At 74.2% G+C, this 24,924-nt stretch carries 21 protein-coding genes; 14 read left to right on the forward strand and 7 right to left on the reverse strand.

What is annotated here, in order from left to right; translation table 11 throughout:
• Positions 1 to 21 precede the first annotated feature (21 nt).
• Positions 22 to 1,263, forward strand: a complete 1,242-nt coding sequence (locus GQ466_RS19885; RefSeq protein WP_161104496.1) for a styrene monooxygenase/indole monooxygenase family protein — start codon at positions 22 to 24, stop codon at positions 1,261 to 1,263.
• Positions 1,264 to 1,663: 400 nt separating this feature from the next.
• Here GQ466_RS19885 and GQ466_RS19890 read toward each other — a convergent pair whose 3' ends face one another.
• Positions 1,664 to 1,993, reverse strand: a complete 330-nt coding sequence (locus GQ466_RS19890; RefSeq protein ID WP_161104497.1) for a histone-like nucleoid-structuring protein Lsr2 — start codon at positions 1,991 to 1,993, stop codon at positions 1,664 to 1,666.
• A 493-nt stretch (positions 1,994 to 2,486) separates the two neighbouring features.
• Between GQ466_RS19890 and GQ466_RS19895 the strand changes: the two genes are divergently transcribed.
• From GQ466_RS19895 to GQ466_RS19905, 3 genes are all read left to right on the forward strand, one after another.
• Positions 2,487 to 2,837 (forward strand): VOC family protein, encoded by a 351-nt coding sequence (locus GQ466_RS19895; protein WP_161104498.1) that lies wholly within the window; start codon positions 2,487 to 2,489, stop codon positions 2,835 to 2,837.
• Between the two features lie 118 nt (positions 2,838 to 2,955).
• On the forward strand, positions 2,956 to 5,322 hold the full coding sequence (locus GQ466_RS19900) for an ATP-binding cassette domain-containing protein (protein ID WP_161104499.1): 2,367 nt from the start codon (positions 2,956 to 2,958) through the stop codon (positions 5,320 to 5,322).
• Positions 5,323 to 5,413: 91 nt separating this feature from the next.
• Positions 5,414 to 6,067: a maleylpyruvate isomerase N-terminal domain-containing protein gene (locus tag GQ466_RS19905; protein ID WP_161104500.1), complete on the forward strand. Its 654-nt coding sequence runs from the start codon at positions 5,414 to 5,416 to the stop codon at positions 6,065 to 6,067.
• A gap of 94 nt (positions 6,068 to 6,161) precedes the next feature.
• Here the strand turns inward: GQ466_RS19905 and GQ466_RS32430 are convergent, their stop codons facing one another.
• Together GQ466_RS32430 and GQ466_RS19915 are read right to left on the reverse strand one after the other, a co-directional pair.
• Positions 6,162 to 8,441, reverse strand: a complete 2,280-nt coding sequence (locus GQ466_RS32430) for a protein kinase domain-containing protein (RefSeq protein ID WP_161104501.1) — start codon at positions 8,439 to 8,441, stop codon at positions 6,162 to 6,164.
• 74 nt (positions 8,442 to 8,515) lie between these two features.
• A complete protein-coding gene (locus GQ466_RS19915) occupies positions 8,516 to 9,208 on the reverse strand; it encodes a DUF4386 family protein (RefSeq protein ID WP_161104502.1) in 693 nt (230 codons plus the stop codon).
• Positions 9,209 to 9,265: 57 nt separating this feature from the next.
• Here GQ466_RS19915 and GQ466_RS19920 point away from each other — a divergent pair, with 57 nt between their 5' ends.
• From GQ466_RS19920 to GQ466_RS19930, 3 genes are all read left to right on the forward strand, one after another.
• The gene (locus tag GQ466_RS19920; RefSeq protein WP_202420806.1) at positions 9,266 to 9,928 is read left to right on the forward strand and encodes a TetR/AcrR family transcriptional regulator; all 663 of its coding nucleotides are present in this window, start codon (positions 9,266 to 9,268) and stop codon (positions 9,926 to 9,928) included.
• Positions 9,929 to 9,992: 64 nt separating this feature from the next.
• Positions 9,993 to 12,284, forward strand: a complete 2,292-nt coding sequence (locus tag GQ466_RS19925; protein ID WP_202420807.1) for an NACHT domain-containing protein — start codon at positions 9,993 to 9,995, stop codon at positions 12,282 to 12,284.
• Between the two features lie 65 nt (positions 12,285 to 12,349).
• Positions 12,350 to 13,144: an SDR family NAD(P)-dependent oxidoreductase gene (locus GQ466_RS19930; protein WP_161104504.1), complete on the forward strand. Its 795-nt coding sequence runs from the start codon at positions 12,350 to 12,352 to the stop codon at positions 13,142 to 13,144.
• On the opposite strand, the gene GQ466_RS19935 is transcribed toward GQ466_RS19930, so the two are convergent.
• The 4 genes from GQ466_RS19935 to GQ466_RS19950 form a co-directional block, all read right to left on the reverse strand.
• Positions 13,134 to 13,979 carry an alpha/beta hydrolase gene (locus tag GQ466_RS19935; RefSeq protein ID WP_161104505.1) on the reverse strand — a complete coding sequence of 282 codons (846 nt, stop codon included), beginning with the start codon at positions 13,977 to 13,979 and terminating at the stop codon, positions 13,134 to 13,136. The genes GQ466_RS19930 and GQ466_RS19935 overlap by 11 nt on opposite strands.
• Positions 13,980 to 15,491 (reverse strand): glycerol-3-phosphate dehydrogenase/oxidase, encoded by a 1,512-nt coding sequence (locus tag GQ466_RS19940; protein WP_161104506.1) that lies wholly within the window; start codon positions 15,489 to 15,491, stop codon positions 13,980 to 13,982.
• The gene (gene glpK, locus GQ466_RS19945) at positions 15,488 to 17,005 is read right to left on the reverse strand and encodes a glycerol kinase GlpK (RefSeq protein ID WP_161104507.1); all 1,518 of its coding nucleotides are present in this window, start codon (positions 17,003 to 17,005) and stop codon (positions 15,488 to 15,490) included. Before glpK ends, GQ466_RS19940 begins: the two co-directional genes overlap by 4 nt.
• Positions 17,006 to 17,084: 79 nt before the next feature.
• Positions 17,085 to 17,846 carry an IclR family transcriptional regulator gene (locus tag GQ466_RS19950; protein ID WP_161104508.1) on the reverse strand — a complete coding sequence of 254 codons (762 nt, stop codon included), beginning with the start codon at positions 17,844 to 17,846 and terminating at the stop codon, positions 17,085 to 17,087.
• A 113-nt stretch (positions 17,847 to 17,959) separates the two neighbouring features.
• Between GQ466_RS19950 and GQ466_RS19955 the strand changes: the two genes are divergently transcribed.
• The 7 genes from GQ466_RS19955 (at position 17,960) to GQ466_RS19985 (ending at position 24,924) form a co-directional block, all read left to right on the forward strand.
• The gene (locus GQ466_RS19955) at positions 17,960 to 19,198 is read left to right on the forward strand and encodes an ABC transporter substrate-binding protein (RefSeq protein WP_161104509.1); all 1,239 of its coding nucleotides are present in this window, start codon (positions 17,960 to 17,962) and stop codon (positions 19,196 to 19,198) included.
• Entirely contained in the window at positions 19,195 to 20,055 is an 861-nt protein-coding gene (locus GQ466_RS19960) for an ABC transporter permease subunit (RefSeq protein ID WP_161104510.1), read from the forward strand. The genes GQ466_RS19955 and GQ466_RS19960 overlap by 4 nt, the downstream gene beginning before the upstream one ends.
• 1 nt (position 20,056) lies before the next feature.
• Positions 20,057 to 21,055 (forward strand): ABC transporter permease subunit, encoded by a 999-nt coding sequence (locus GQ466_RS19965; RefSeq protein ID WP_161104511.1) that lies wholly within the window; start codon positions 20,057 to 20,059, stop codon positions 21,053 to 21,055.
• Complete coding sequence (locus tag GQ466_RS19970) at positions 21,052 to 21,765, forward strand: ABC transporter ATP-binding protein (protein WP_161104512.1); 714 nt, start codon at positions 21,052 to 21,054, stop codon at positions 21,763 to 21,765. Before GQ466_RS19965 ends, GQ466_RS19970 begins: the two co-directional genes overlap by 4 nt.
• Before the next feature lie 4 nt (positions 21,766 to 21,769).
• Complete coding sequence (locus GQ466_RS19975; RefSeq protein ID WP_161104513.1) at positions 21,770 to 22,489, forward strand: ABC transporter ATP-binding protein; 720 nt, start codon at positions 21,770 to 21,772, stop codon at positions 22,487 to 22,489.
• A gap of 74 nt (positions 22,490 to 22,563) precedes the next feature.
• The gene (locus GQ466_RS19980) at positions 22,564 to 23,463 is read left to right on the forward strand and encodes a dienelactone hydrolase family protein (RefSeq protein ID WP_161104514.1); all 900 of its coding nucleotides are present in this window, start codon (positions 22,564 to 22,566) and stop codon (positions 23,461 to 23,463) included.
• A gap of 93 nt (positions 23,464 to 23,556) precedes the next feature.
• Positions 23,557 to 24,924 (forward strand): FAD/NAD(P)-binding protein, encoded by a 1,368-nt coding sequence (locus GQ466_RS19985; RefSeq protein ID WP_161104515.1) that lies wholly within the window; start codon positions 23,557 to 23,559, stop codon positions 24,922 to 24,924.

Consider the following 24,924-nt stretch of genomic DNA (forward strand, 5'->3'; position numbering starts at 1 on the left):
GAGAAGAGAGAGCGTCCGACGATGCGCAACATCCTGATCATCGGTGCGGGCCAGGCGGGTCTCCAGCTCGGGCTGGACCTGCTGCGCCACGGCTACCGGGTCACGCTGATGGCGGCCCGCACCCCGGAGGAGACCCGCGCGGGACGGGTCATGTCGACGCAGGTGATGTTCGCGCCCGCCCTCGACTTCGAGCGGGTCGGCGAGCTGAACCTGTGGGAGGAGCAGGTCCCCGCGATCGAGGGGATGCGCGTCATGGCGGGCGGTCCCGACGGGTCGGTGGCGCTGTCGTTCAGCGCGCCGTTCGAGCGCGCCGCGCACAGCGTCGACCAGCGGGTGAAGGTCGCGGGCTGGCTGGAGCTGTTCGAGCAGCGCGGCGGACGCGTCGTCTACGGGTCGGTGCTGACGTCCGACCTGGAGGGCCTGGCCGCCCTGTTCGACCTGACGATCGTCGCGGCCGGGCGGGGCGACCTCGCGGCGCTGTTCGACCCGGACCCGTCCCGCTCCCCCTACGACGCGCCGCAGCGTGCGCTGGCGTGCGTGTACGTGCACGGGATGGAGCCGGACCCGGCGTACCCGGAGCCGCACGTCGGGATCAGCGCGCTGCCGGTGGGCGAGCTGATCACGATCCCCGCCCTCACCGTCGGCCGGGACGGGGACGTCTCGCCCTGCGACATCCTCTTCGTCGAGGCCGTCCCGGGCGGGCCGCTGGACCGCTGGGACACCGGCCGCAGCCTCGACGCCGCCGCCCACCTCGACCTCACCGTCCAGGTCATCGAGGAGCATTTCCCGTGGGTGGCGCCGCAGTGCCGGTCGCTGGAGCCCACCGACGGCCGGTCCGCGCTCGCCGGGGCCTTCACGCCGGTCGTGCGGCATCCGGTCGGACGCGTCGGCGGCGCCGCGGTGCTCGGGATGGCGGACGTCGTCGTCACCAACGACCCCATCGCGGGCCAGGGCGCCAACAACGCCGCCCACTGCGCCGCGATCTACCTCGCCTCGATCCTGGAACGCGGCGACAAGCCGTTCGACGCGGCCTGGATGCAGGAGACTTTCGACCGGTACTGGGACTACGCGCAGTGGTCCACGGCCTGGTCGAACGCGCTGCTCGGGCCGATGCCCGAGCACGTGCAGCGCGTCCTCGGCACGGCCGCCCAGGACCCGCGCGTGGCGCGCCGCTTCGCCGCCGGCTACGTGACGCCGCCCGAACTCGCCGAGTGGATCCTCGACCCGGCCGCGACCGACGCCTACCTGGCGTCCCTCGCCTGACGCCGAGGGCGGCCGGACCGGCCCCGTGGTCCCCCGGGATCGCGGGGCCGTTCGGTGTCCCGGGAAAGGCGGGCGGGGGGAAACCGCGCCGATTCGGCGGCGGGAGCGAGGGCTGACTTTCGTTCACGGCCGGGCGTCCGCAGTTCGGCGGACGGGCATTTGCCGGGGCGGCGCGGCGGGGTTTTCCCGGGCGGCGGGGATCGGCCGGGTTTTCGGGTGCGGTTCGAACGTTCCCGGGGCGGGCGGCGGGGTCGGGAAGTGCGTCGGCTTCGTCCTGCTTTGCCGGTCCGGTGGGCGCGCGGCCATTCAGGGCCGGGAACCGGACGAGGGCCTGACCGGTCGACGGTCAGGCCCTCTCATGCGGCGCTCCGAACCGTGGAGCGCCATTGGCGGGGACGTGCTAGTGCGCCGCTTCGTACTGCTCGATCACGGTCGCCGGAATGCGGCCCCGTTCGTTCACCGCGATGCCCTGCGACCTCGCCCACTCGCGAATCTCGCCGGACCGCTCGCGGTTGGACTGCGTCCTGGCCGGCCGGCCGGCCTTGACGCCCTTGGGACGCGCCCGGCGGGCGCCCTGCACGAACGGCTCCAGGTTCTTGCGGAGCCGGGCGGCGTGCTGCTCGCTCAGGTCGATCTCATAAAGAACGCCGTCCAACGAGAAGCTGACGGTCTCGTCTGCCACGCCCCCGTCGATGTCGTCAACGAGGCGCACCTCGACCTTCTGTGCCATGCGGGGCCTCCTTTCCACAGTTCCGAGGTAGCCCGCAGCATAGACGGTCGGACGGTCGATAGCGAGGCCGGGCGCAAAAATTTCATAAATCGCGCCATAGTTAACTCGGGCGATCGGCGACTAGTCACCATGCCCCCGACCTGCGGCGGACCGGAACGGTCGCGGCGCGCGATGTCGGACGGACGAGATCGCGATCGTCCCGCCTTCTCTGCACCGCGCGCCGGGACCGGACCCCGCGCGTTCAGGAAGCCCTTCCTGCCCAGCGCGCAAAAATCAAGATCGAGTCAACTCGGCGGAAGCCCGTTCCGAATAGCCGGGCAATGCGCCGGACATACCGGATATGGATGATGTTTCCTTACCGCGTCCGGCCGCCTCGGGGGCGCCCAGGCGCGGGCCGCCGCGGACGGGTGACCAGACCGGTCAGGATTCGAGAAGCGCCACTTACCGTGCCCCGCCTAGCGTGAGATCCAGATCCGCGAACGAAGGAGACACGATGGGCGACACGCCGTCGATCAAGACCGTCCTGCACCCCGTCACCGACGTGGCCAAGGCCAAGGACGTCTACACCGCGCTGCTCGGCACCGCGCCGCAGACCGACTCGGAGTACTACGTCGGCTACGACGTCGGCGGGCAGCACATCGGGCTGCTGCCGAACGGCGGGCCGCAGGGCTTGACGTCCCCGGTCGCGTACTGGCACGTTCCCGACATCGAGGCGAAGCTCGCCGAGGTGACCGCCGCGGGCGCGGTCGTCACCGAGGCCGCGCACGACGTCGGCGGGGGGCGCCTGGTGGCGAGCTTCACCGACCCGGACGGCAACGTCCTCGGGCTCGTCCAGGACCGATGAGCGCCGCACCGCCGCGTCCGGGACCGTCCGGACGCGGCGGCGGCACCGCGCCGGGATGCGGCGAACTTCGCGAACCTGGTTGGATCGGACCAGGTCACGACGGGGATGGGAGACCAGCATGGGCACGCCGACGGGGGCGCACGCCGCCGACAGCCACGATCTGATCCGCGTCCACGGCGCGCGCGAGAACAACCTGAAGGACGTCAGCGTCGAGATCCCGAAGCGCCGGCTCACGGTCTTCACCGGCGTCTCCGGGTCGGGCAAGAGCTCGCTGGTGTTCGGGACGATCGCCGCCGAGTCGCAGCGGCTGATCAACGAGACCTACAGCGCGTTCGTGCAGGGCTTCATGCCGACGCTCGCGCGGCCGGACGTCGACGTCCTGGACGGCCTCACCACCGCGATCATCGTGGACCAGCAGCGGATGGGCGCCGACCCGCGCTCCACCGTCGGCACCGCGACCGACGCGAACGCCATGCTGCGCATCCTGTTCAGCCGGCTCGGGCAGCCGCACATCGGGCCGCCCGGCGCGTACGCGTTCAACGTCCCGTCCGTCCGGGCGAGCGGCGCGATCACCGTGGAGCGCGGCGAGAAGAAGGCGGTGAAGGCGACCTTCACCCGCACCGGCGGCATGTGCCCGCGCTGCGAGGGACGGGGCGCGGTGTCCGACATCGACCTCGGCCAGCTCTACGACGACGCCAAATCGCTCGCCGAGGGCGCACTCACCATCCCCGGTTATACGCCGGGCGGTTGGAACTACCGCCTGTACGCGTCGTCGGGGTTCGTGGACGCGGACAAGCCCATCCGCAAGTACACGAAGAAGGAACTGCACGACTTCCTGTACCACGAGCCCGTCCGGATGAAGATCGAAGGCATCAACATGACCTACGAGGGTCTGGTGCCGCGCATCCAGAAGTCCATGCTGTCCAAGGACAAGGAGGCGATGCAGCCGCACATCCGGGCGTTCGTGGACCGGGCCGTCACGTTCACCACGTGCCCCGAATGCGACGGCACGCGTCTCACCGAGGCGGCGCGCTCCTCGAAGATCGGCGGCGTCAGCATCGCGGACGCGTGCGCGATGCAGATCAGCGACCTCGCCGCCTGGGTCCGGGGCCTGGACGAGCCGTCGGTCGCCCCCCTGCTGGAGGCGCTCGGCGACACGCTGGACTCGTTCACGGAGATCGGGCTCGGTTATCTGTCGCTGGACCGACCGTCCGGCACGCTGTCGGGCGGCGAGGCGCAGCGCGTCAAGATGGTCCGGCACCTCGGGTCGTCGCTCACCGACGTCACGTACGTCTTCGACGAGCCGACCACGGGCCTGCACCCGCACGACATCCAGCGGATGAACGACCTGCTGCTGCGGCTGCGCGACAAGGGCAACACCGTCCTCGTCGTGGAGCACAAGCCGCAGACGATCGCGGTCGCCGACCACGTCGTGGACCTCGGGCCCGGCGCGGGGACGGCGGGCGGCGCCGTCTGCTTCGAGGGCACCGTCGCAGGGCTGCGGAGCGCCGGGACGGTCACCGGACGGCATCTGGACGACCGGGCGTCGCTCAAGGAGAGCGTCCGCAAGCCTTCGGGCGCGCTGGAGATCCGCGGCGCGTCCGCGCACAACCTCCAGGACGTGGACGTCGACGTGCCGCTCGGTGTGCTCGTCGTCGTTACCGGCGTCGCGGGTTCGGGCAAGAGTTCCCTGCTGCACGGGTCTCTGCCCGCCGACGCGGGCGTGGTGTCGGTCGACCAGGCACCGATCCGCGGGTCCCGGCGCAGCAACCCGGCGACCTACACGGGGCTGCTCGAACCGATCCGCAAGGCGTTCGCCAAGGCCAACGGCGTCAAGCCCGCGCTGTTCAGCGCCAACTCCGAGGGCGCCTGCCCCACCTGCAACGGCGCCGGGGTCATCTACACCGACCTGGCGATGATGGCGGGCGTCGCCACGACCTGCGAGGACTGCGAGGGCAAGCGGTTCCAGGCGGCCGTGCTGGAGTACCGGCTCGGCGGACGCGACATCAGCGAGGTGCTCGCGATGTCGGTGGCCGAGGCGGAGGGGTTCTTCGGCGCCGGGGAGGCGCGGCTGCCCGCCGCGCACCGGATCCTCGCGCGGCTCGCGGACGTCGGGCTCGGCTACCTCGGCATCGGCCAGCCGCTCACCACGCTGTCGGGCGGCGAGCGGCAGCGGCTCAAGCTGGCCGTCCACATGGCCGAGACGGGCGGCGTGTACGTCCTGGACGAGCCGACGACCGGGCTGCACCTGGCGGACGTCGAGCAGCTCCTCGGCCTGCTGGACCGGCTCGTCGACTCCGGCAAGTCGGTCATCGTGATCGAGCACCACCCGGCCGTGATGGCGCACGCCGACTGGATCATCGACCTCGGTCCCGGCGCCGGGCACGACGGCGGACGGGTCGTCTTCGAGGGCACCCCCGCCGACCTCGTCGCCGCCCGCTCCACCCTCACCGGCGAGCACCTGGCCGCCTACGTCGACGCCTGACCGGGTCTTCCGCGACGGGACGCGGCGGCGCGTCCCGTCGCGGGCCGAAAACCGATTGTCCGCCGTCCCGGGGCCGCACTAGCGTGCCCGGGTGGACCTCTTCTCACGCTCGTGGACGGCCCTGCGCGCGGCCGTGGACGCCCTCGCCGACGAGGACTTCGCCCAGCCGTCGGGCTGCGCCGGGTGGCTCGTGCGGGACCTGGTCTGCCACCTGGTCATCGACGCGCAGGACGTCCTGATCACGCTGGTGACCCCCACCGACGGCGAACCGACCGCCGACGCCACCACCTACTGGGAACTGGTCGACCCGCCGACCGGCGACGACCCGCTCGACGCGCTGATCCCCCGCCTGGCCGCCGCGTACGGCGACCCGGGCCTGCTGAAGTTCCACCTCGACGACCTCGGCTCCGCCGCCGGACGCGCCGCCGAACTCGCCGACCCGTCCGTCCGGGTCGCGACGAAGGACGTCGTGCTGACCGCCGGGGACTACCTGACGGCCTACCTCATGGAATGGACGCTGCACCACCTCGACCTGGTCGCGCACCTGCCGTCCATCGCCGGACCCCCCGCCGACACCCTCGCCGCGGCGCGCACGGCCCTGGAAGAGATCGCCGGTGCCGCGTTCCCCACGTCGTTCTCCGACGCCGACGCCCTCCTGGTCGGCACCGGCCGCCGCACCCCGACCCCCGCCGAGCAGGCCGCACTCGGCGACCTGGCCGCCCGCCTCCCACTCGTCCTCGGCTGACCGACCTCTAATCCCGCCCGACGCCCGCGCCCGACGGCCAGTCAGCGCGCCACGCTCGGCAACCCGGCTCCCGCTCGTCCTCGGCTGACGACCTCTAGTCCCGCTCGGCATCCGCGTCCGGCGGCAGGTCGGCGCGCCGCACCGCGTCCGGGCCGGCGGATGGAGTTGCGCCGGGCGGGCCGGCGGACGGTGTTGCGCTTTGGGGGCCGTTCTGGTCGGCGGGCGGGGGCGGGGTCTCCGGGCCGGCGGACGGTGGCGCGCTCGGTGACGCGGCCCAGCCGGGGCCGCGGGGGGCGGGCGGCGGTGGTGCGGGCCACGGGGACGGGTGGGCGCCCAGCTCGGTCAGCGCCTGCTCCGCCTCCGCCACGACGGTCGCCGAACCGCTGCGGGCGGCGTCGCCGTACAGCCTGCGGGCCAGCGCGTGGTCGCCGCGCCGCGCCGCCAGCTGGGCCAGCCGCAGGGTCGCCTTCGGCGCCACCTCGTGGTGGCCGGACGCGGCGGCGAGCGAGAACCACCGTCCTGCGGTGTCCAGCGCGCCTAGTTTCTCGTCCATCGCGCCGAGGGTGAGCATGGCGCGGGCGGAGACGTAGCGGTTCGCGGACGTCGCGGCGCGTTCGAGCAGGCGCCGCGCCCGGTCGGTCTCGCCGCGCGCCCGCGCGGCCAGGCCCCCGTTCAGCTCGCCGGACGACGCCGCGTCCCCGTCGGACGCGCCCTCGCCTCCCGCCGGGCCGCCTGCGCCCGCCGGTTCCTCCCACGGCAGGGGCGGCGGAGCGCCGGGCGGCTGGTAACCGGGCGGCGGGGTGTTCGCAGGGCCGACGCCCGGCTGTCCCTCCTGCGGCACGAACGCCGCCCGCACGCGGGCCGCCAGCCGGTCGACGTGGCCGAAGATCGCCGGTCGTCCCGCCTGCGGCGCGCCGTACGGCGGCGCGGGAAGCCCGTCGGGCGCCGATCCGTATGGCGGCGCGGGCGGCGTTGAGCCCGGCGGGGTCTGGTGGTGCGGGCCGGGCGGAACGCCGTACGGCGGCGCGGCCTGCGGACGCCCTGCGGATCCGTCCGGCGGCGGACCCGCCGGAGGTCCGGACGGCCCGCCCGCCTGCTCGTGCGGCGCGCCGGGGAACGACGCGGGCGGCACCCCGTACGGCGCGCCGGCCTGCGGACCCGACGACCGCTCGTGCGGCATGCCGTACGGCGGCGCGGGCGTGGCACCGGGCGGTCCGGGTGGCGGCGTCTCGTTCTGTGCGGCGTGCGGATGCCCGGACGGCACGCCCGGCGCGGGCGCGGCGGGCGGGACGCCCTGCGGCGGCGTGCCGAAAGGCGCGGCGCCCGGCGGGACGGGAGCGGCGCCCGGCGCCGCCGACGGTATGCCGTAGCCGGGAGCGGCCCCCGGGAGGGCGCCAGGCGGGGTGCCGGGGACGGGAGCGGCCCCCGGGAGGGCGACGGGCGGGGTGCCGTGGGCGTGCGCGGACGGCGGGGCGGCGGGGCCGGTCAGGGCGGCGGCGGTCGTGCGGCGGCGTTCCTCGATCAGGCCGACGACCGGCGGCGGCAGCCAGGACGTCGGCGGCGGCCCCGGCGCCATCAGCCGGTCGATGACCTCTTCGAGCGTCGGACGGTCCCGGCGGTCCTTGGCCAGGCACGCCGCGACCACCGCGTGCAGGACGGGCGGGAGGCCCGCGAGGTCCGGTTCGGCGTCCATGATCCGGTAGATGACCGCCGCCTGCGGCAGGTCCCCGAACGGCGGACGGCCCGTGGCGGCGTGGGCGAGGACACCGCCGAGCGCGAAGACGTCCGTCCGCGCGTCCAGGTCCCGTTCGCCGCGCACCTGCTCGGGCGCCATGTACGCGAGCGTCCCGATGACCGATCCGGTGACGGAGTGGCGCGGCGTGTCCAGCGCCAGCGCGATCCCGAAGTCGATGATGCGCGGGCCGTCCTCCGCGAGGACGATGTTGCCCGGCTTGAGGTCCCGGTGGACGAGCCCCGCCCGGTGCACCGCCGCCAGGCCCTCGGCGAGGTGCGCGCCGAGGACGCGCGCGGAGTCCGGCGGGAGCGGTCCGAACCGGTCGACGGCCTCGTCCAGCGACGGCCCGGGGACGTACGCGGTGACGAGCCAGGGCGGGTCCGCGCCGGGGTCGGCCTTGACGACCGCCGCCGTGTAGAGCGCGCTCACCCGCCCGGCCGCGCGGACCTCCCCGGCGAACCGGCGGCGCAGCTCGTCGCGGCCCTGGAAGTCCGCGCGGATCGACTTGACCGCGACGGCCCGGCCGGTGCGGGTGCGGCCGAGGTAGACGGTCCCCATCCCGCCCTCGCCGAGCCGCGCGACGAGGTCGTACTCGTCGACCCGCCGCGGATCGCCCGGCCCCAGCGGCTTGATCCCCACCCCGGCTCCCCGTCCTCGGCCCAGCGCCACGTTCCGGACGAATCGTACGGCGGAACGCGGCGCCCGCGCGCCCGTCAGACGGCCGGGACGGCGACCGGACGAGGCCGCGCGGCGAAGGCACGATCGCGGACGACGAGCACCGCCAGCGCGATCATCCACGCGCTCCAGGCGACGTAGCCGAGGAAGTTGGCGGCGTCCGCGCCGGGCACGTCGAGCGGCACCACGATCCCGGCGGCGACGGCGAGCGCCGACAGGGCGGCGAGTCCGGCGAACCAGCGCGGGGCGCCGGGCATCGCGCGCAGGACGAGCAGCGTCCAGGACGCCGTGAGCAGGTAGCCGAGCGTCTCACCGACGGCCGTGCCGAGGTAGTGGTGCAGCACCGTGAAGACGGCCTCGGTCGTGGCGGGGTCGGCGGCGTGCGCGTCGGCGAGCGCCGGGACGGCGAACGGCCAGCGCAGCAGCCCGAGCACTTGGACGAGCCCGGCGAGGACCCCGGTGTGGACGGCGAGCGTGGTCGCGGTGCCGGGCGGCAGGCGGCGCCCGAGCAGGACGGCGGCCGGGACGAGCAGCCCCGCGCCGAACGCCAGGAGCAGGAACCACCCCCCGATGACGTGCGGGTTCGCGGCGAACCTGTCGAGGATCGTCCCGGCGGGCTCGGCGAGGACGCCGGGGTAGTCGAACACCGACCCGAGGCCGGCGAAGGCCGCGTTCGCGGCGGCCACTCCGCCGACGAGGGCGGCGGCGAGGGTCCATCGTCCGTCACGCATGGCTGTGCTCCCAAAACTCTGAACGGTGTTTAACATTAAACACTGTACAGTATTGCCATGCCACCACGGAAGCGCGGACCGCGACGATCCGTCGACCGCTCGACGGTCCTGGACGCGGCCCTGGCCCTCGTCGACTCCGGCGGCCTCCAAGCGCTGACGATGCGGTCCCTGGCCGCCGAGGTGGGCCTGACGCCGGGCGCGCTCTACACCTACTTCCCGGACCGCGCGGCGATCGTGTCCGCGCTGGTGGACGCGCTGCTGGCCGAGGCCGACACGTCCGTCCTCGCCACCGCGTGGCCCTGGCAGGAGCGGATCACCACGTTCGCGCTGGGGCTGCGCGACGTGCTCCTGCGGCACCCGGGGATCGTCCCGGCCCTGCTCGGCGACGCGTTCCGGGGTCCGGTCGCGCTGACCGTCGGCGAACGCCTGCTGGACGCCCTCGCCGACGCGGGCCTCCCGCCGGACGAGGCCGCCCGCGCGTCCTACGGCGTGATGGTCTACGTCCTCGGCGCGATCGCGCTGGAGGCGGCCGAGATCCCGCCGGGCGCGCCGGCCGCGCCGGAGGACGTCCGGATCGCCGAACGCCGCGCCGCGCTCGGCCATCTCGACCCGTCCGCCCACCCCCGGACCCACGCGGCGGCCGACACGATCGCCGCCTACGTCTCCACCGACCAGTTCCGCTGGGGCCTGAACCGGATGCTGACGGGCCTGCGCCGCTGACGAACGGGCGACACTTCGGTGACGTTACGTGTGGGAAACCTCACGGACTGGCACCATGCGCTGCATGGCGCGTGAACGGTCGGCGCGGGCGCGCAGCGCGGGCGCCGCGCTCCTGGCCCTGATGATCATCGCGATCTGCGGCGGCCTGGTGGCGGTGCTGCGGCGCAGCGGGCTGGAAACGACCGCGAGCTGGGCGCAGCTGGCGTCGGTGCCGCTGGCCGTCGCGCCGCTCGTCCCGCTGGTCGTCGGCGGCTGGCGCAGGCCCGGCCGGACGGTGAGCACGCCCGAGCAGGTCGACCGCGCGCAGGAGACGCTGGCCGGGCTGGTCGCCGAGCAGTGGCGCGCGGAGATCCTCGCGCGGCGGCTGGACGATCCCGCGCCGCTGGCCGTCCGGTGGCGCCTGACCGGCCTGCCCGTCATGGACCGCGCGGCGGCGGGCGGGCGCCGGTTCCTGTCCGCCGGGCCGCGCCTCACCGCCCGCAGCGACCGGGTGGACGACCTCGTCCGCGCCTTCCGCGACCTCCCCCGCCGCCGCCTGGTCGTCCTCGGCGACCCGGGCATGGGCAAGACGACCCTGGCCGTCCTGCTCCTGCGCGGGCTGCTGCGCGACCGGCGCCCCGGCGACCCGGTCCCCGTCCTCGTGACGCTCGCGGGCTGGGCGCCGGACGCCGTGCCGTTCGACGCCTGGTTCGCGTCCCGGCTCGCCGCGATGTACCCGGCCCTGCGCGCGGACGCGTTCGGCCCGGACGCGCCCGCCGCCCTGGTGCGCCGCCGCCGCGTCCTGCCGGTCCTGGACGGCCTGGACGAGGTCCCCGAACCGCTGCGCGCCCCCATGATCACCGCGTTGAACGCCGCGCTGACCGCCGACGACGGGCTCGTCCTGACCTGCCGCACCGCCGAGTACGCCGCCGCCGTCGCCGCGCCCGGCGGGGACGTCCTGACGGCCGGCGCGGTGATCGAGCCGCGTCCGCTGCGGCCCGCCGACACGGCCGCGTACGTGGCGCGGAGCCTGCCGCCGCATCCGCCGGGCGCGTGGCGGGACCTGGTCGCCGTCCTGGCCTCGGGCGAGCGGACGCCCGCCGCCGAGGCGCTGGCGACGCCGCTGGCGCTGTGGCTGCTGCGCAAGGTCTACGCCGACACGCGCACCGACCCGGCCGTCCTGCTGAACCGGACGTACTTCCGCACGCCCGAGGCGATCACCGGCCATCTGCTGGACCATCTCGTCCCGTCGCTCGCCGGGCCGGGCCGCGCGTGGACGTCCGGACGGGCCTCGATCTGGCTCGCCTACCTCGCCCGCCACCTGACGGCCGCGGGCACGACCGATCTGGCGTGGTGGAACCTGCGGCTCCGCCACCGCACGCTCGTCACCGCGTTGGTGGTCGGCGTGCTGGCCGGGCTGACGCTCACGCTGACGAACGCCGTCCTCTATGGGTTCACGAGCAAGCTGGGCAACGGCCTGGCCTACGGGTCGGGGTTCGCGGCACTGTGCGGGTTCTTCGGATGGGCGTCGGCGCGTCCGGCCCGCTCGCCGCTGCGCAAGGCCGCGCTGTGGCTGGCGGGCGGGCTGGTGTTCGGAGTGGCGAGCGGGCTCGGCGACGCCGTGACCGACGGCCTCGCCGACGGGCTCACCGACGGCCTCACGATCGGGCTCGCGGACGGCCTGTGCGTCGGCCTCGCCTACGGCCTCGCGACCGGCTTCCGCGCCCCCGCGACCGCGCCCGCCCACGCCGAGTTCCGGCTGCGCGGCCGGACCCGCGCGCTCCTGCACCACCTGGCGATCTGCCTGACCGTCGGGCTGCTGTTCGGCCCGGCGGCGGGCCTGGTGAAGGTGCTCGCGGGCGAGGCGGGGCACGAGCTGGCGTACGGGCTGTCGGCCGGGCTGGCGGTGAGCGTGCACAGCGCGTCCACGCTCGGGGTCGTCTTCGGGCTGACGTTCGGGCCCGCGCTGGCCGTCCGGAACTGGGCGCGGACGCCGCAGCCCACCGGCGGGCCGCAGACCCCGCGCGACGCGCTGCGCCGCGACCTGCGGCTGGCGTGCCTGGAGTCGGCGGCGCTCGGGCTCGCGACGGGCCTGGCGTTCGGGCTGTCGACGGGCCTGGTCGCGGGGCCGGTGGACGGGGTGAGCTACGGGCTGCTGTTCGGGCTCGCGTTCGCGGCGATGATCGCGCTGCGGAGCTGCGGGGTGACCTACCTCGTGACGCTGCTGTTCCTGCGGCGGCGCGTCCCGTTCCGGCTCATGCGGTTCCTGGACGACGCGCACCGCCTCGGCCTGCTGCGGCGGACCGGGGCCGTCCACCAGTTCCGGCACGCCGACCTCCAGGATCGCCTGGCGGACGTCCGGTCGTCCCGGCGCTGAGCCCGGCCGGTTGACGGAACCACCGTCGGCTGTTTGACTGATTATCAGTCAACCGAGGAGGCCCGATGGCCCGGTCGCTGGACGGCGCTGCGGTGCTCCTGACGGGGGCGTCCAGCGGCATCGGCCGCGCGCTCGCGCAGACGCTGGCGGAACGCGGCGCCCGGCTGGCGCTCGCCGCGCGACGACGGGCGCTCCTGGACGAGGTCGCGACCGAGATCGCCGCCGCCGGACGGCCCCGGCCGCACGTGATCGAGGCGGACCTGTCCCGTCCCGGCGCCGCCGCCGACCTCGCGCGGGCCGCTCTCGACGCTCTCGGAACGGTGGACGTCCTGGTCAACAACGCGGGCGCCGGGCTGGTCGGCGCGCAGGGCGTCCACGGCGACGACGCGGCGGCCCGCGCCCTGTTCGAGACGAACCTGTGGTCGCCGGTGGCGCTGACCCGCGCGCTGCTGCCCGCCCTGCGGGACCGGGACGGGCTGGTGGTCAACGTGACCTCCAGCCTCCAGTCCGTCCCGGTGCCGCTGCTCGGCTACTACGGCGCGTCCAAGGCGGCCCTGGCGCACCTCACGCGGACGCTGCGGCACGAGCTGCGCGCGGCGGGCGTCGGGGTGCTGGAGATCGTCCCGGGCGCGACCGACACCGCCGCGCGCGACGTCGATCTGCTGCCCTGGCGCGGGCGGCCCGTCCGCACCCCGCCGCCGGTGCCGCCCGCGTCGACGGCCCGCGCGATCACCCGGGCGATCGAGCGCGGGACCCGGCGCCGCGTGCATCCGCGCTCGTCGCTGCTGCCGCTGGAGTTCCCCGTCCTCGGCCGCGTGGCCGCGGCGGTGGCGGCGCGCCGCATCGCCGTCAGCCGGTGACGCGGGTGATCCACGCGACCAGGTCGGATTCGACCTCGTCGCGGTTGGTCTCGTTGAGGATCTCGTGCCGGGCGCCGGGATAGGTGCGGTAGGTCAGGTCCGTCAGGCCGGCCGAGCGGTAGCGCTGCACCACCAGGTCCGAGTGGGCGAGACCCGCGTTCAGAACGTCCTCTTCACCGACCATCACGTAAATGGGGAGCGTGGGTCGGACGGTCGACGGGTCGGCGAGACGTTCCGCGGCGGCGACCGCCAAGTCGCCGGTGCTGGCGTCGTCGATCGCGAAGCCGCACCACGGGTCGGCGACGTAGGCGTCCACCTGCGCCTCGTCGCGGCTCAGCCAGTCGGCGTCGGTGCGGGACGGCTGGAACGGCGCGTTGAAGAAGGAGAACACGTCGCCGCCGGACGCGATGATCCGCTCCAGCAGGGCGTCCACGGCCGTCGTCCCGGAGAGGGCCACGCCCGCGAGCAGGTCGGCGTGGTCCAGGACGTACTGCTGCGCGGCGAACGACCCGAGGCTGTGCCCGACGAGGACGAGCGGCACGCCGGGATGCCGCTCGCGGACGATCTGCGACAGCGTCACCATGTCCGCGACGAGCAGGTTCCAGCCGTCCGCGCCGAGGTCGCCGGGCGTGCCCTTCATGGTGTGGCCGTGGCCCCGGTGATCGTTGGCGTAGACCGTGTAGCCGAGGCGGTTGAGCCGTTCGGCGAGGTGGGCGTAGCGGGCCGCGTGCTCGCCCATGCCGTGCGAGATCTGGACGATCCCGCGCGGCCCGGCGGGGGCGGGCCACGCGTGGACGTGGATCTCCAGCCCGTCGCTGCTGGTGAACGTGAACATCTAGCGGCTCCTCAGCATCTCGGTGACCTGCGCGCGGATCTCGGGGGTGTCCAGCCCGCGCAGGGTGAGGGTGGTCCGGCGGCGGAGGACGTCGTCGGCGGTGGAGGCCCATTCACGGTCGCGGGCGTACACGACCTGCGCCCAGATGTCGGGGCCGTCCGGGTGGACGGGCGCGCCGAGCGCCGGGTCGGCCCGGACGAGGTCGGCGAGGTCGAACGCGAGCGTCCCGTAGTGGGTGGCGAGGTGCGCGGCGACGGCCGGGTCCATCGGCGCGGCGGCGAGGCGCTGCGCGACGGCGGCGGGCGCGGCGAGGCCCGGCAGCGGGACGGTCTTCAGCAGTTCCCCGCCGACGCCGAGCCGGTCCAGGATGACCTTGCCGATGTGGCGGTACGTCGTCCACTTGCCGCCCGCGATGGACAGCATCCCGCCGGGGCCCTCGGTCAGGACGGTCTCGCGCTTGGCGGTGGCGACGTCGCCGGGGCCGCCGGGCAGGACGCGCAGGCCCGCGAAGGCGTAGACGACGTCCGCGCGGCGCAGCCCGGACAGGCCGACGCCCGCCTCGCCGAGGATCTGGTCGATGTCGGCGTCGGTCGCGCGGACCTCGCCGGGCTCGCCCTCGTACGCCTCGTCGGTCGTGCCGAGCAGGAGGTGGTCCTCCCACGGGATCGCGAACGACACGCGGTACTTGTCGATCGGGATCGTCAGCGCGGCCTTCCACGGCTGGTGCCGCTTGAGGACGATGTGCGCCCCCTTCGACAGCCGGATGCTCGGCGCGGCGCTCGCGTCCTCCATCGCGCGGAGCCGGTCCACCCACGGGCCGGTCGCGTTGAGGACGAGCCGGGCCGCGACGCCGAACTCGGTGCCGTCCAGGCCGTCGCGCAGGTCGGCGCCGACGACGCGGCCCGCCGACATGCGCAGCCCGACGACGCCCGCGTGGTTGAGCACGACCGCCCCGGCGGCGACGGCCGCGCGCACGGTCATGATGGCGACGCGGCTGTCGTTCATCTGGTGGTCGGTGTAGACGGCGGCCGACTTCAGCCCCTCGGTCCGCAGCGCCGGGACCTGCTCCAGCGCGTGCGCCTTGGTGATCACGCGGCCGAGGCCGTCGCCGAACGCCGACAGCGCCGAGTACAGGAACACCCCGGCGCCGAGCTTGGCGGCGCCGTGCGGGCCGTCGGCGTAGATCGGCACGACGAACCGGCGCGGGTTGACCAGGTGCGGGGCGACCTCGGCGGCGAGGCTGCGCCGCTCGCGGTGGTTCTCGGCGACGAGCCGGACGTTGCCCGTCTGGAGGTAGCGCAGCCCGCCGTGGACGAGCTTGGTGGACGCGCTGGACGTCGCCCCCGCGAAGTCGCCCGCGTCCACGAGCGCGACCCGGAGCCCGGCCTGCGCGGCGGTCCACGCGGCCGAGATCCCGACGATCCCGCCGCCGATGACGAGCAGGTCGAACTTGCCGCGGCCCAGTTCGGCGCGGATCTCCGAGCGTCCCGCGGCCGTGGTGGTCACGTTCATCGCCCCTCCACTTCGAGGTCGTCCTCGTCGATCCAGCCCTTGGCCAGCTCGACGGCCTTGCGGTACTTGCGGAGCATGCGGTCGCGGACGCGGTCGTCCAGCCGGGGCGTCCACTCGGCCGCGCGGCGCCACTCGGCGCGCAGCGCGTCCAGGTCGGGCCACACGCCGGCGACGAGGCCGGCGGCGTGCGCGGCGCCGAGGCAGGTGGTCTCGGACACGAACGGACGGGTGACGGGCGCGTCCAGCATGTCGGCGATGGTCTGCATGAGCAGGTTGTTGGCGGTCATGCCGCCGTCGACCTTGAGGGCCTTCAGCTCGACGCCGGAGTCGAGGACCATCGCGTCCACGACGTCGCGGGTCTGGAACGCGGTGGCCTCCAGGACGCAGCGCGCGAGGTGGCCCTTCCCGGCGAACCCGGTGAGCCCGACGATCACGCCGCGCGCGTCCGGCCGCCAGTGCGGCGCGAACAGCCCGGAGAAGGCCGGGACGAGGTAGAGGCCGCCGTTGTCCTCGACCGACAGCGCCAGCGTCTCGATCTCGGCGGCCGTGGTGATGAGCCCGATGCGGTCGCGGAGCCACTGCGTCAGCGACCCGGTGTTGGCGATGGAGCCCTCCAGCGCGTACACCGGGGCCTCGCCGCCGAGCTGGTAGCCGATCGTGGTGATCAGCCCGTGGTGCGACCTGACGGGCTCCTTCCCGGTGTTGAGCAGCAGGAACGAGCCGGTGCCGTAGGTGGACTTGGCGTCGCCGACCGAGAAGCACGTCTGGCCGAACAGCGCGGCCTGCTGGTCGCCGAGCGCCGCCGCGATCGGGACGCCCTCCAGCACGCCGCGCCCGGTGCCGTACACCTCGGCGGACGAGCGGATCTCCGGCAGCAGCGAGCGGGGGATGCCGAAGTCGGCGAGGATGCCGTCGTCCCAGTCCAGCGTCCGCAGGTCCATGAGCATGGTGCGGCTGGCGTTGGTGACGTCGGTGACGTGGACGGCGCCGCCGGTCAGGTTCCAGATGACCCAGGTGTCCATCGTGCCGAACAGCAGCTCGCCGCGCTCGGCCCGCTCGCGCACGCCGGGGACGTGGTCGAGCAGCCAGCGGATCTTCGGCCCGGAGAAGTACGAGGCCAGCGGCAGGCCGGTGCGGTCGGCGAAGCGGTCGCGGCCCTGGTCGCCGGCCAGCTCCGCGCACAGCGCCTCGGTGCGGGTGTCCTGCCAGACGAGCGCGTGGTGGACGGGACGTCCGGTCGCCCTGTCCCACAGCACCGTGGTCTCGCGCTGGTTGGTAATGCCGACGGCGGCGAGGTCGGACGGCTTCAGCCCCGCCTTGCCGAGCGCGCCCGCCACGACCTCCTGGACGCGGGCCCAGATCTGCGCGGCGTCGTGCTCCACCCATCCCGGCCGGGGGAAGATCTGCCGGTGTTCGCGCTGATCAACGGCCAGGATGTGGCTGCTCCCGTCAAAGATGATGCACCGGCTCGACGTCGTTCCCTGGTCGATCGCCGCCACGAAGCGGTCCGTCATCCGCGGCCCCTCCGACTCGTGAGATGGGGTGGTTTCCTGAACAGTATCGGATTCGACTATGTCGAACAACAGTCCCGCGTCAGAACATCGTGGCGCCGAGGTCGCGGCTGATCGACCGGGCCGCGTCGCGCACGGCCGCGACCAGCGCGGGCGGGAACGCGCCCCCGGGGGCGACCCGTTCGACGGCCCCGCCGATGCCGACCGCGCCGAGCGGGCTGCCCCGGTGGTCGCGGATCGGGGCGGCCAGGCCCGCGACGCCGTCCACCGCCTCCTCGCGCTCGCCCGCCCAGCCCAGCTCGCGGATCGCGGCGCACTCGGCGTCCAACTCGGCGCGATCGGCCAGCGTGCGGCGGGTGAAGACCTTCAGCTCGTCGTCCAGCTCGCCGGGGGCGGCGGGGTCGAAGGCCAGCAGCACCTTGCCCCACGCCGTGGCGTGCAGCGGGAGCATCGACCCGACCTCCAGGACCTGGCGGCTCTCGTCCGGCCGGAACACGTGGTGGATGACCAGCACGCCGCCCTGGTGCAGCACGCCGATCCGCACGCTCTCGCCGGTGACGCGCGCCAGGTCGTCGGCCCACATCAGCGAGCGGGCCCGCAGCTCGTGGACGTCGAGATAGCTGTTGCCGAGCCGCAGGAGCTCCGCGCCGAGCTGGTAGCGGCCCGTCTCCGGGTCCTGCTCGACGAAGCCCTCCTGCTGGAGCGTGCGCAGGATCCCGTGGACGGTCCCCTTGGCCAGCCCGAGCGTCACCGACACGTCCGACAGCGCCAGCTTCCGCTGGCCGCCGGCCAGCAGGCGCAGGATCGCCGCCGCGCGCTCAAGCGACTGGATTGAACCCGGCATCCACCCTCCCTAGACGACTGTGGTTCGACATTATCGAACATCCTTCTTGTAAGCCAGGGATTTTGCCCCTAGAGTGTGCGCCACCTCACCCCGAAAGCGGAGGTTCCCACCCCATGCGCTCCAGAACAGCAGCGGCCCTGACGGCGTCCGCAGTCCTCATCTCCACCGCCGCCTGCGGTTCCGGCGGCGGCTCCGGGGACGACACCACGGTCAAGATCGGCGCGATCCTCTCCATGTCGGGCATCTACTCGACGCTCGGCGCGCCGCAGAAGAAGGCCCTCCAGATGGGCGTCGAGGACCTGAGCAAGCAGGGCTTCACCGTCGCGGGCAAGAAGCGCACGATGGCGATCAGCTACGCCGACGACAAGTCCGACGCGGCCACCACCGGCGTGACCCAGCTCCGCGAGCTGGTGCAGGCGAAGAAGCTGCCGGTCATCGCCTACGGCCTCGGCTCCGACACCTACGTGCCGCAGCTCAAGCGCAAGCCCGTCGCCATGCTGAACCTCATCGACTCGGTGTATCCGAGCATCCTGCGGCTCAGCCCGCACTTCTGGCGCGTTCGCGGCGACTCCCCCACCTATGTCCCGGGCTGTTTCTACTACGCCAAGCGGCAGCTCGGCATCAAGAGCGTCTCGGTCATCACCGCCAAGGGCGAGGGATACGGCGAAGGGCTCACGCAGCTCGTCAACAAGTTCGCGCCCGCCGAGGGCATCAAGGTCGCCGCGAGCACCCAGTTCCCCGTCGGGTCGACCGACTACAGCAACGCGATCCGCACCGCCGTCGCGGCCAAGCCGGACGCGGTCTACCTGTCCAGCGTCACCGCCGTGATCCTGCCCGTCCTCAAGCAGCTCCGGCAGTCCGGGTACACCGGGCCGGTCATCCACAGCGCGGGCATCAACCCGAACCAGGCCAAGGACATCCTCGGCGCCCAGTTCAACTCGATCATGAAGGACAACTACGACTGCGCCGGGACGCTGCCGACCACGTCCGACAACCCGGCCGCCAAGTCCTTCGCCGCCGCCTACCAGGCCCGGTACAACGAGTACCCGCAGGACCTGACGATGTGGGCGCACGACTTCCCGTTCATCGTCGCCGCCGCGATGGCCAAGGCCGGGACGACCACCGACTCGGCGAAGATCGAGAAGGCGCTGGCGGAGATCCCGATCCCGTCCGGCACCGTCAGCGGGTGGATCGCCGGCGACGGCAAGCTGTTCACCGAGCGCATGGCCCGGACCGCCTCCGAGGTCACCACCTGGTGCTCGAACAAGCAGACGCTCGCCAGCGCCATGACGTTCGACGTCAATAACGGGACGGTCGTGCAGCCGAACCTGAAGAAGGACGTCTGCTCGTGATCCAGGTCCTCGTCAACGGCGTCTTCCTCGGCTGCCTGTTCGCGGTCGTGGCCGTGGGGCTCACCCTGGTCTACGGGGTGATGGAGGTCCCCAACTTCGCCCACGCCGGCGTGATCGTCCTCGCGGCGTACACGACCTGGTCGGTGAGCCACGCCGGCGCGCCGTTCGCGGTGGCGGCGCTGGCGGGGATCGCGTGCGGCGGGCTGGTGTCGGTGCTCACCGAGGTCCTGGCCTACCGGTGGATCATCACCAGGCCCGCCGCCGCGCCGGCCGTCGCGCTCGGCCTGCTGCTCATCCTCCAGAACGTCGCCCTGCGCCTCTACGGCGGCGAGGGCCGGTCGCTGGACACGCCCTACGACACCGTCCTGCTCAAGGCGGGGAGCGTGTCGCTGCCGGGGGTGAAGGCGGCGCTGATCGTCCTCGCCGTCCTGTCGCTGGTCGCGCTGCACCTGCTGCTCTCGCGGACCTCGCTCGGCCGCGCCATGCGCGCGGTCGCGCAGGACCGCGAGGCGGCGGCGATGCTCGGCATCCCGATGCGCCGCCAGTACAGCCTCGCGTTCCTCATCGCCGGGCTGCTCGGCGGGGTCGCGGCCGTCGCCTACGGCCCGACGTTCCAGGTCTCGCCGTACATGGCCGACGACGTGCTGCTCAGCGCGTTCGTCGTGGTCGTCCTCGGCGGGCTCGGCAGCGTGTGGGGCGCGGTGGCGGGCGGGCTCGTCCTCGGCGTCGTCGAGGGGCTCGGCGCAGCGTACGTCAGCGCGGCGTACCAGAGCGCGTTCGGGTTCCTCATCCTCGTCCTGATCCTCGTGCTGCGGCCCGGCGGGCTGCGCAGCACCAACGCGCGAAGGGTGGCCTGACGTGCGCGTTCCCGCATGGACCGCGGCCGGGTGGACCCGGCACGCGGCGACGGCGGCGGGGCTCACCGCCCTCAGCGTCGTCGCCTACCTCCTGCTGAAGGGCGTCCAGGGCGACCGCGGGCAGGTCGTGCTCCTCGTCGTCGTCTGGGCCATCGCCCTGACCGGACTCAACCTCATCACCGGCCTCGGCGGGTACCCGAGCCTCGCGCACGTGTCGTTCTTCGGCGGCGGCGCGTACCTGTCGGCGTACCTGCTCGGCAAGGGCCTGCCGATGGCGCTGTGCGCGCTGCTCGCCGTGGGCGGGACGATGCTCGCCGGGCTCGTCGTCGCCCTCGTGTTCAGCCGGACGCGCGGCCAGTACTTCGCCATCGGGACGATGTTCTTCACGGCCGTCACCAACCTCGTCCTCACCAACGCCGCCGACGTCACCGGCGGACCGAACGGACGGCCCGTCGACCTCGGCTTCTCGCTCGACACCACGCTCGTGCTGCTCGCCGCGTCGCTCGGGCTGAGCCTCGGCGCGTTCTACGCCCTGTCGCGCAGCCGCTTCGGGGACCGGCTGCGCGCCATCCGCGAGGACGAGGACCTGGCCCAGCACGTCGGCGTCCCCACCGCCCGCGTGATGCTCATCGCGATGGTCGTGTCCTCGGCGTTCGGCGCCTGGGCCGGCGTGCTGTTCGCCCAGTACAACGGCGTCATCGCGCCGTCGCAGTTCACGTTCGTGCAGGGCTTCCTCATGCTCGTCGCGATCGGGCTCGGCGGCGGCGGACGGCTGCTGGCCCCGCTCGTCGGCAGCGCCGTCGTCATCGGGTTCACCCAGCTCATCAAGCTCGGGCCGGGCGTCAGCCAGATCGTGCTCGGCGTGCTGTTCATCCTCGTCACGCTGCTCGTCCCGAACGGGATCCTCGGCGGGATCACCGCGCTGCGGCGGCGGCCCCGGCCGACCGCGCCGGACGTCCCGGCCCCCGCCCCGGCGCGCGCGAAGGAGGTCGCGTCATGACCGCGCTGCTGACCGTCGACAACGTCGTCAAGCGCTACGGGGGCCTCGCCGCCGTGGACGGCGTGTCGTTCACGCTCGACGCGGGCGGCGTCCTCGGGCTCATCGGGCCGAACGGCTCGGGCAAGACGACGCTGCTCGGCGTCCTCGCCGGGACCCACGACCCGACCGCGGGGACGGTCACGCTCGACGGCCGGGTCGCGTCCGGGCGGGGCGCGCACCGCGCCGTCCGCGCCGGGATCGCGCGGACGTTCCAGACGACCCGCCTGTTCGGGACCTGGACGCTGCGCGACAGCCTGCGGCTGGCGCGCGGCGAGGTCAAGGGCCGCACGAGCGCCGCGTCCGACGACGACATCGCCGACCTGCTCGGCCTGGACGGGCTGCTGGACCGGCCGTGCGGGGCGCTGACCAGCGCGGCGCAGCGGCTCGCGATGATCGCGCTGGCGCTCGCCACCGGTCCGCGCGTCCTGCTGCTGGACGAGCCCGCCGTCGGCATGGACACCGGCGAGTCGGCCGCGCTCGCCGCCGCCGTCCGGCGGGTCGCCGACCGGCTCGGCGTCGCGGTCGTCGTCGTGGACCACAACATGCACTTCCTCATGCCGCTGGCCGACCGGGTGCTCGTGATGGCGGCGGGCGCCGTCCTGGCCGCCGGGACGCCCGAGGAGATCCGCGCCGACGAGGCCGTCATCGCGTCCTACCTGGGAGGGGCCTGACCCCATGCTCACCGACATGCTCACCGTCACCGACCTCACGGTCGCCTTCGGGAACACCGTCGCCGTGCGCGACGTCGCGCTGTCCGCCGCGTCCGGGACGGTCACCGGCATCCTCGGCGCCAACGGCGCGGGCAAGACCACGACGCTGCTCGGGATCCTCGGCCGCGTCCCGCGCCGCAGCGGGACGATCACCTTCGACGGCCGGGACGTCACCGGGGACGACACCGGCGCGCTCGTCCGGGCGGGCATCGCGCTCTGCCCGGAGAACCGGCGGCTGTTCCCGAACATGTCGATCGAGGACAACCTGCTGCTCGGCGCGTACGGGCACGGCCGCAAGGTGCGGCGCGAGCGGCTGGAGCGCACCTACGCGCGCTTCGGCTGGATCCGCGACCGCGCCGCCGAGCCCGCCGGACGGCTGAGCGGCGGGCAGCAGCAGGGCGTCGCGATCGCGCGGGCGCTGATGTCGGACCCGAAGCTGGTGCTGCTGGACGAGCCGTCCAGCGGCCTGTCGCCGGTCGCGGTGGACGAGATCGGCGAGCTGCTGGCCGGGATCGCCGCCGAGGGGACGGCGATGCTGCTGGTGGAGCAGAACGTCCGGCTCGTCCGGAAGCTGTGCTCGACGGCGTACGTCCTCGCGCACGGGCGGGTCACCGCGTCCGGGCCGGTGGACGAGTTGTTCGACGCCGACGCGGTCTCCGACGCCTACCTGGGCAAAGCGGGCTGACCTGCCGGTATCCGTTCCCCTTTCGTTTCGTCTGACGTCCTGATTTATCCGTCGGCGTCCTGGAGACTGATCCCATGAAACGCTCCTTCACGCGCTCCCTGGCGATCGTTTCCGCGCTCGCCGCGCTGACCGTCCCGGGCGGCCTTGCCGCCGCCTCGCCCCCCGCCGCGTCCCCCGCCGTCACCGCCGCGTCGTACCAGCGCGGCCCCGCGCCGACCCTGTCCGGCATCCGCGCCAAGCGCGGCCCCTTCGCCTTCTCCAAGGTGACCGTCACGTCCGACCAGGCCGCGGGCGCGTTCGGCGGCGGGACGATCTACTACCCGAACGACACGAGCAAGGGCACGTTCGGCGGCATCGCCGTCAGCCCCGGCTTCCAGGGTCCCGAGGTGTCGATCGCCTGGCTCGGCCCGCGCCTGGCGTCGCAGGGCTTCGTCGTGTTCACGATCGCGACCAGGACCGTCAACGACCAGCCGGCCGAGCGCGGCGACGAACTCCTCGCGGCGCTGGACTACCTGACCGGCAAGGCGCCTGCGGCCGTCCAGAAGCGCCTCGACCCGAGCCGCCTCGCGGTGACGGGCCACTCGATGGGCGGCGGGGGCGTGCTGAGCGCCGCCAAGGCGCGGCCGGGCCTCAAGGCCGCCGCCGCGCTCGCGCCCTGGCACCTGACCAAGAACTGGTCGACGGTGACCGTCCCGACGCTGATCGAGAGCGCGACCAAGGACGACTGGGCGCCGGCCGACAGCTTCGCCGAGCCGATGTACGAGAGCCTGACGCGGGCGCCCGAGCGCGCGTACGCCCAGATCGCCGACTCCGACCACCTCACGTTCACCCGGGACACCCCGTACGCGGGCGCCCTGGAGGTCGCCTGGATGAAGCGGTTCGTGGACGGGGACAGCCGCTACTCCCAGTTCCTCTGCCCCGGCCCGGACGGCTCCGGCTACGCCGCCTACCGCGCCTCCTGCCCGATCTCCTGACGGCCGGTCCGTGCCGCGCGCCCGCCCCGCGCGGCACGGACCTTTAGGAGTTTTCAAGGTAATTCGATAGGGATAGGGGATAGTCTCGGTGCCATGCCCGAAACCGCAGGCAGCGAGCGTGATCCCCGGGTCGTCGTGGTGGGCGGCGGGGCCAGCGCGACACTGACGGCCGTGCATCTGCTGCGCCGCACCGGACCCGTCCCCCGGCTCGTCGTGATCGACCGGCACGGCCGGCACGGGCGGGGCCAGGCGTACGCCACCGAGGACCCCGGCCATCTGCTGAACGCCCGCGTCGCGACGATGAGCGGCCTGCAGACCGACCCGGGCCATCTGCTGGACTGGGCGCGCGGACGGGGGCTGGACGTCACCGCCGACGACTTCCTGCCGCGTCCGCTCTACGGCCGCTATTTGCGCGACCTGCTCGCCGACGCGCTGCGCGGACGCCCCGACGGCCAGCTCGCCGAGCGCACCGGGACGGTCACCGCGCTGGTCCCGGAGGGCGCGGGCTGGCGGGTCGTCCTGGCCGACGGCACGACGATCACCGCCGACGCCGTCGTCCTCGCCACCGGCAACCAGGCCCCGGCCGCCTGGCCGTGGGCGCCCGCCGGACCCCGCTACGTCCCCGACCCGTGGGCGCCCGGCGCGCTGGACGCCATCGAGGGCGACGCGCCCGTGCTCGTCGCGGGCACCGGGCTCACGGCCGTCGACCTCGAGACCACGCTGGCCGCCGGACGCACCGTCCACGCCGTGTCGCGCCACGGGCTGCTCCCCCGGACGCACCGGACCCCGCGTCCGCCCGCCGCCCGGCTCTCCGCGCCGCCCGAGCACGCCGACCTGCGCGCGCTGCTGCGCTGGGCGCGGCTGGCCGTCCGCGACAACGACGGCGAGTGGCACGGCGTGGTGGACGCGATCCGCCCGCACGTCCCGCGCGTCTGGGCGCGGCTCCCCGAACCGGACCGGCGGCGCTTCCTCGACCTCGCCGCGCGGTACTGGGAGGTCCACCGGCACCGGATCCCGCCCGCCACGGCCGACCGGATCGCGCGGCTGCGCGCCGCCGGACGGCTCCACGTCCTGTCCGGCCGCATCGAGGACGTGCGCGCGGACGCCGACGGGCTCGCCGTCCGGGTCTCCGGCCGCGAACTGCGCGTGGGCTGGCTCGTCAACGGCACGGGACCGGCCGCCGCGCCCGGCGCCGACCCGCTGCTGCGGAGCCTCGTCGCCGCCGGGTACGCCGCGCCGGGACCGCTCGGCCTCGGCCTGGACGCCGACGAGGGCGGCCGGGTCCGCGACGCGGTCGGCCGCCCGCAGCCCCGGCTGTTCACGCTCGGCCCGACGCTGCGCGGCCTGCGCTACGAGACGACGGCCGTCCCGGAGATCCGCGCGCAGGCCGCCGACCTGGCCGCGCGGCTCGCGGTGCTCGGCGTGGCGGACGCGACGCCGGTGCCGGTCGCGTCCGCGTGA

The sequence above is a fragment of the Actinomadura rayongensis genome (assembly GCF_009831215.1).
GTDB classification, from domain to species: domain Bacteria; phylum Actinomycetota; class Actinomycetes; order Streptosporangiales; family Streptosporangiaceae; genus Spirillospora; species Spirillospora rayongensis.

What these genes read in the sequence shown, in the direction of transcription:
- GQ466_RS19955 (WP_161104509.1), top strand. Translation starts at nt 17,960, where the DNA reads ATGCGCTCCAGAACAGCAGCGGCCCTGACGGCGTCCGCAGTCCTCATC.
- GQ466_RS19930 (WP_161104504.1), top strand. Translation starts at nt 12,350, where the DNA reads ATGGCCCGGTCGCTGGACGGCGCTGCGGTGCTCCTGACGGGGGCGTCC.
- GQ466_RS19975 (WP_161104513.1), top strand. Translation starts at nt 21,770, where the DNA reads ATGCTCACCGACATGCTCACCGTCACCGACCTCACGGTCGCCTTCGGG.
- GQ466_RS19885 (WP_161104496.1), top strand. Translation starts at nt 22, where the DNA reads ATGCGCAACATCCTGATCATCGGTGCGGGCCAGGCGGGTCTCCAGCTC.
- GQ466_RS19970 (WP_161104512.1), top strand. Translation starts at nt 21,052, where the DNA reads ATGACCGCGCTGCTGACCGTCGACAACGTCGTCAAGCGCTACGGGGGC.
- GQ466_RS19890 (WP_161104497.1), bottom strand. Translation starts at nt 1,993, where the DNA reads ATGGCACAGAAGGTCGAGGTGCGCCTCGTTGACGACATCGACGGGGGC.
- GQ466_RS19895 (WP_161104498.1), top strand. Translation starts at nt 2,487, where the DNA reads ATGGGCGACACGCCGTCGATCAAGACCGTCCTGCACCCCGTCACCGAC.
- glpK (WP_161104507.1), bottom strand. Translation starts at nt 17,005, where the DNA reads ATGACGGACCGCTTCGTGGCGGCGATCGACCAGGGAACGACGTCGAGC.
- GQ466_RS19985 (WP_161104515.1), top strand. Translation starts at nt 23,557, where the DNA reads ATGCCCGAAACCGCAGGCAGCGAGCGTGATCCCCGGGTCGTCGTGGTG.
- GQ466_RS19925 (WP_202420807.1), top strand. Translation starts at nt 9,993, where the DNA reads ATGGCGCGTGAACGGTCGGCGCGGGCGCGCAGCGCGGGCGCCGCGCTC.
- GQ466_RS19980 (WP_161104514.1), top strand. Translation starts at nt 22,564, where the DNA reads ATGAAACGCTCCTTCACGCGCTCCCTGGCGATCGTTTCCGCGCTCGCC.
- GQ466_RS19935 (WP_161104505.1), bottom strand. Translation starts at nt 13,979, where the DNA reads ATGTTCACGTTCACCAGCAGCGACGGGCTGGAGATCCACGTCCACGCG.
- GQ466_RS19950 (WP_161104508.1), bottom strand. Translation starts at nt 17,846, where the DNA reads ATGCCGGGTTCAATCCAGTCGCTTGAGCGCGCGGCGGCGATCCTGCGC.
- GQ466_RS19920 (WP_202420806.1), top strand. Translation starts at nt 9,266, where the DNA reads ATGCCACCACGGAAGCGCGGACCGCGACGATCCGTCGACCGCTCGACG.
- GQ466_RS19900 (WP_161104499.1), top strand. Translation starts at nt 2,956, where the DNA reads ATGGGCACGCCGACGGGGGCGCACGCCGCCGACAGCCACGATCTGATC.
- GQ466_RS19940 (WP_161104506.1), bottom strand. Translation starts at nt 15,491, where the DNA reads ATGAACGTGACCACCACGGCCGCGGGACGCTCGGAGATCCGCGCCGAA.
- GQ466_RS19915 (WP_161104502.1), bottom strand. Translation starts at nt 9,208, where the DNA reads ATGCGTGACGGACGATGGACCCTCGCCGCCGCCCTCGTCGGCGGAGTG.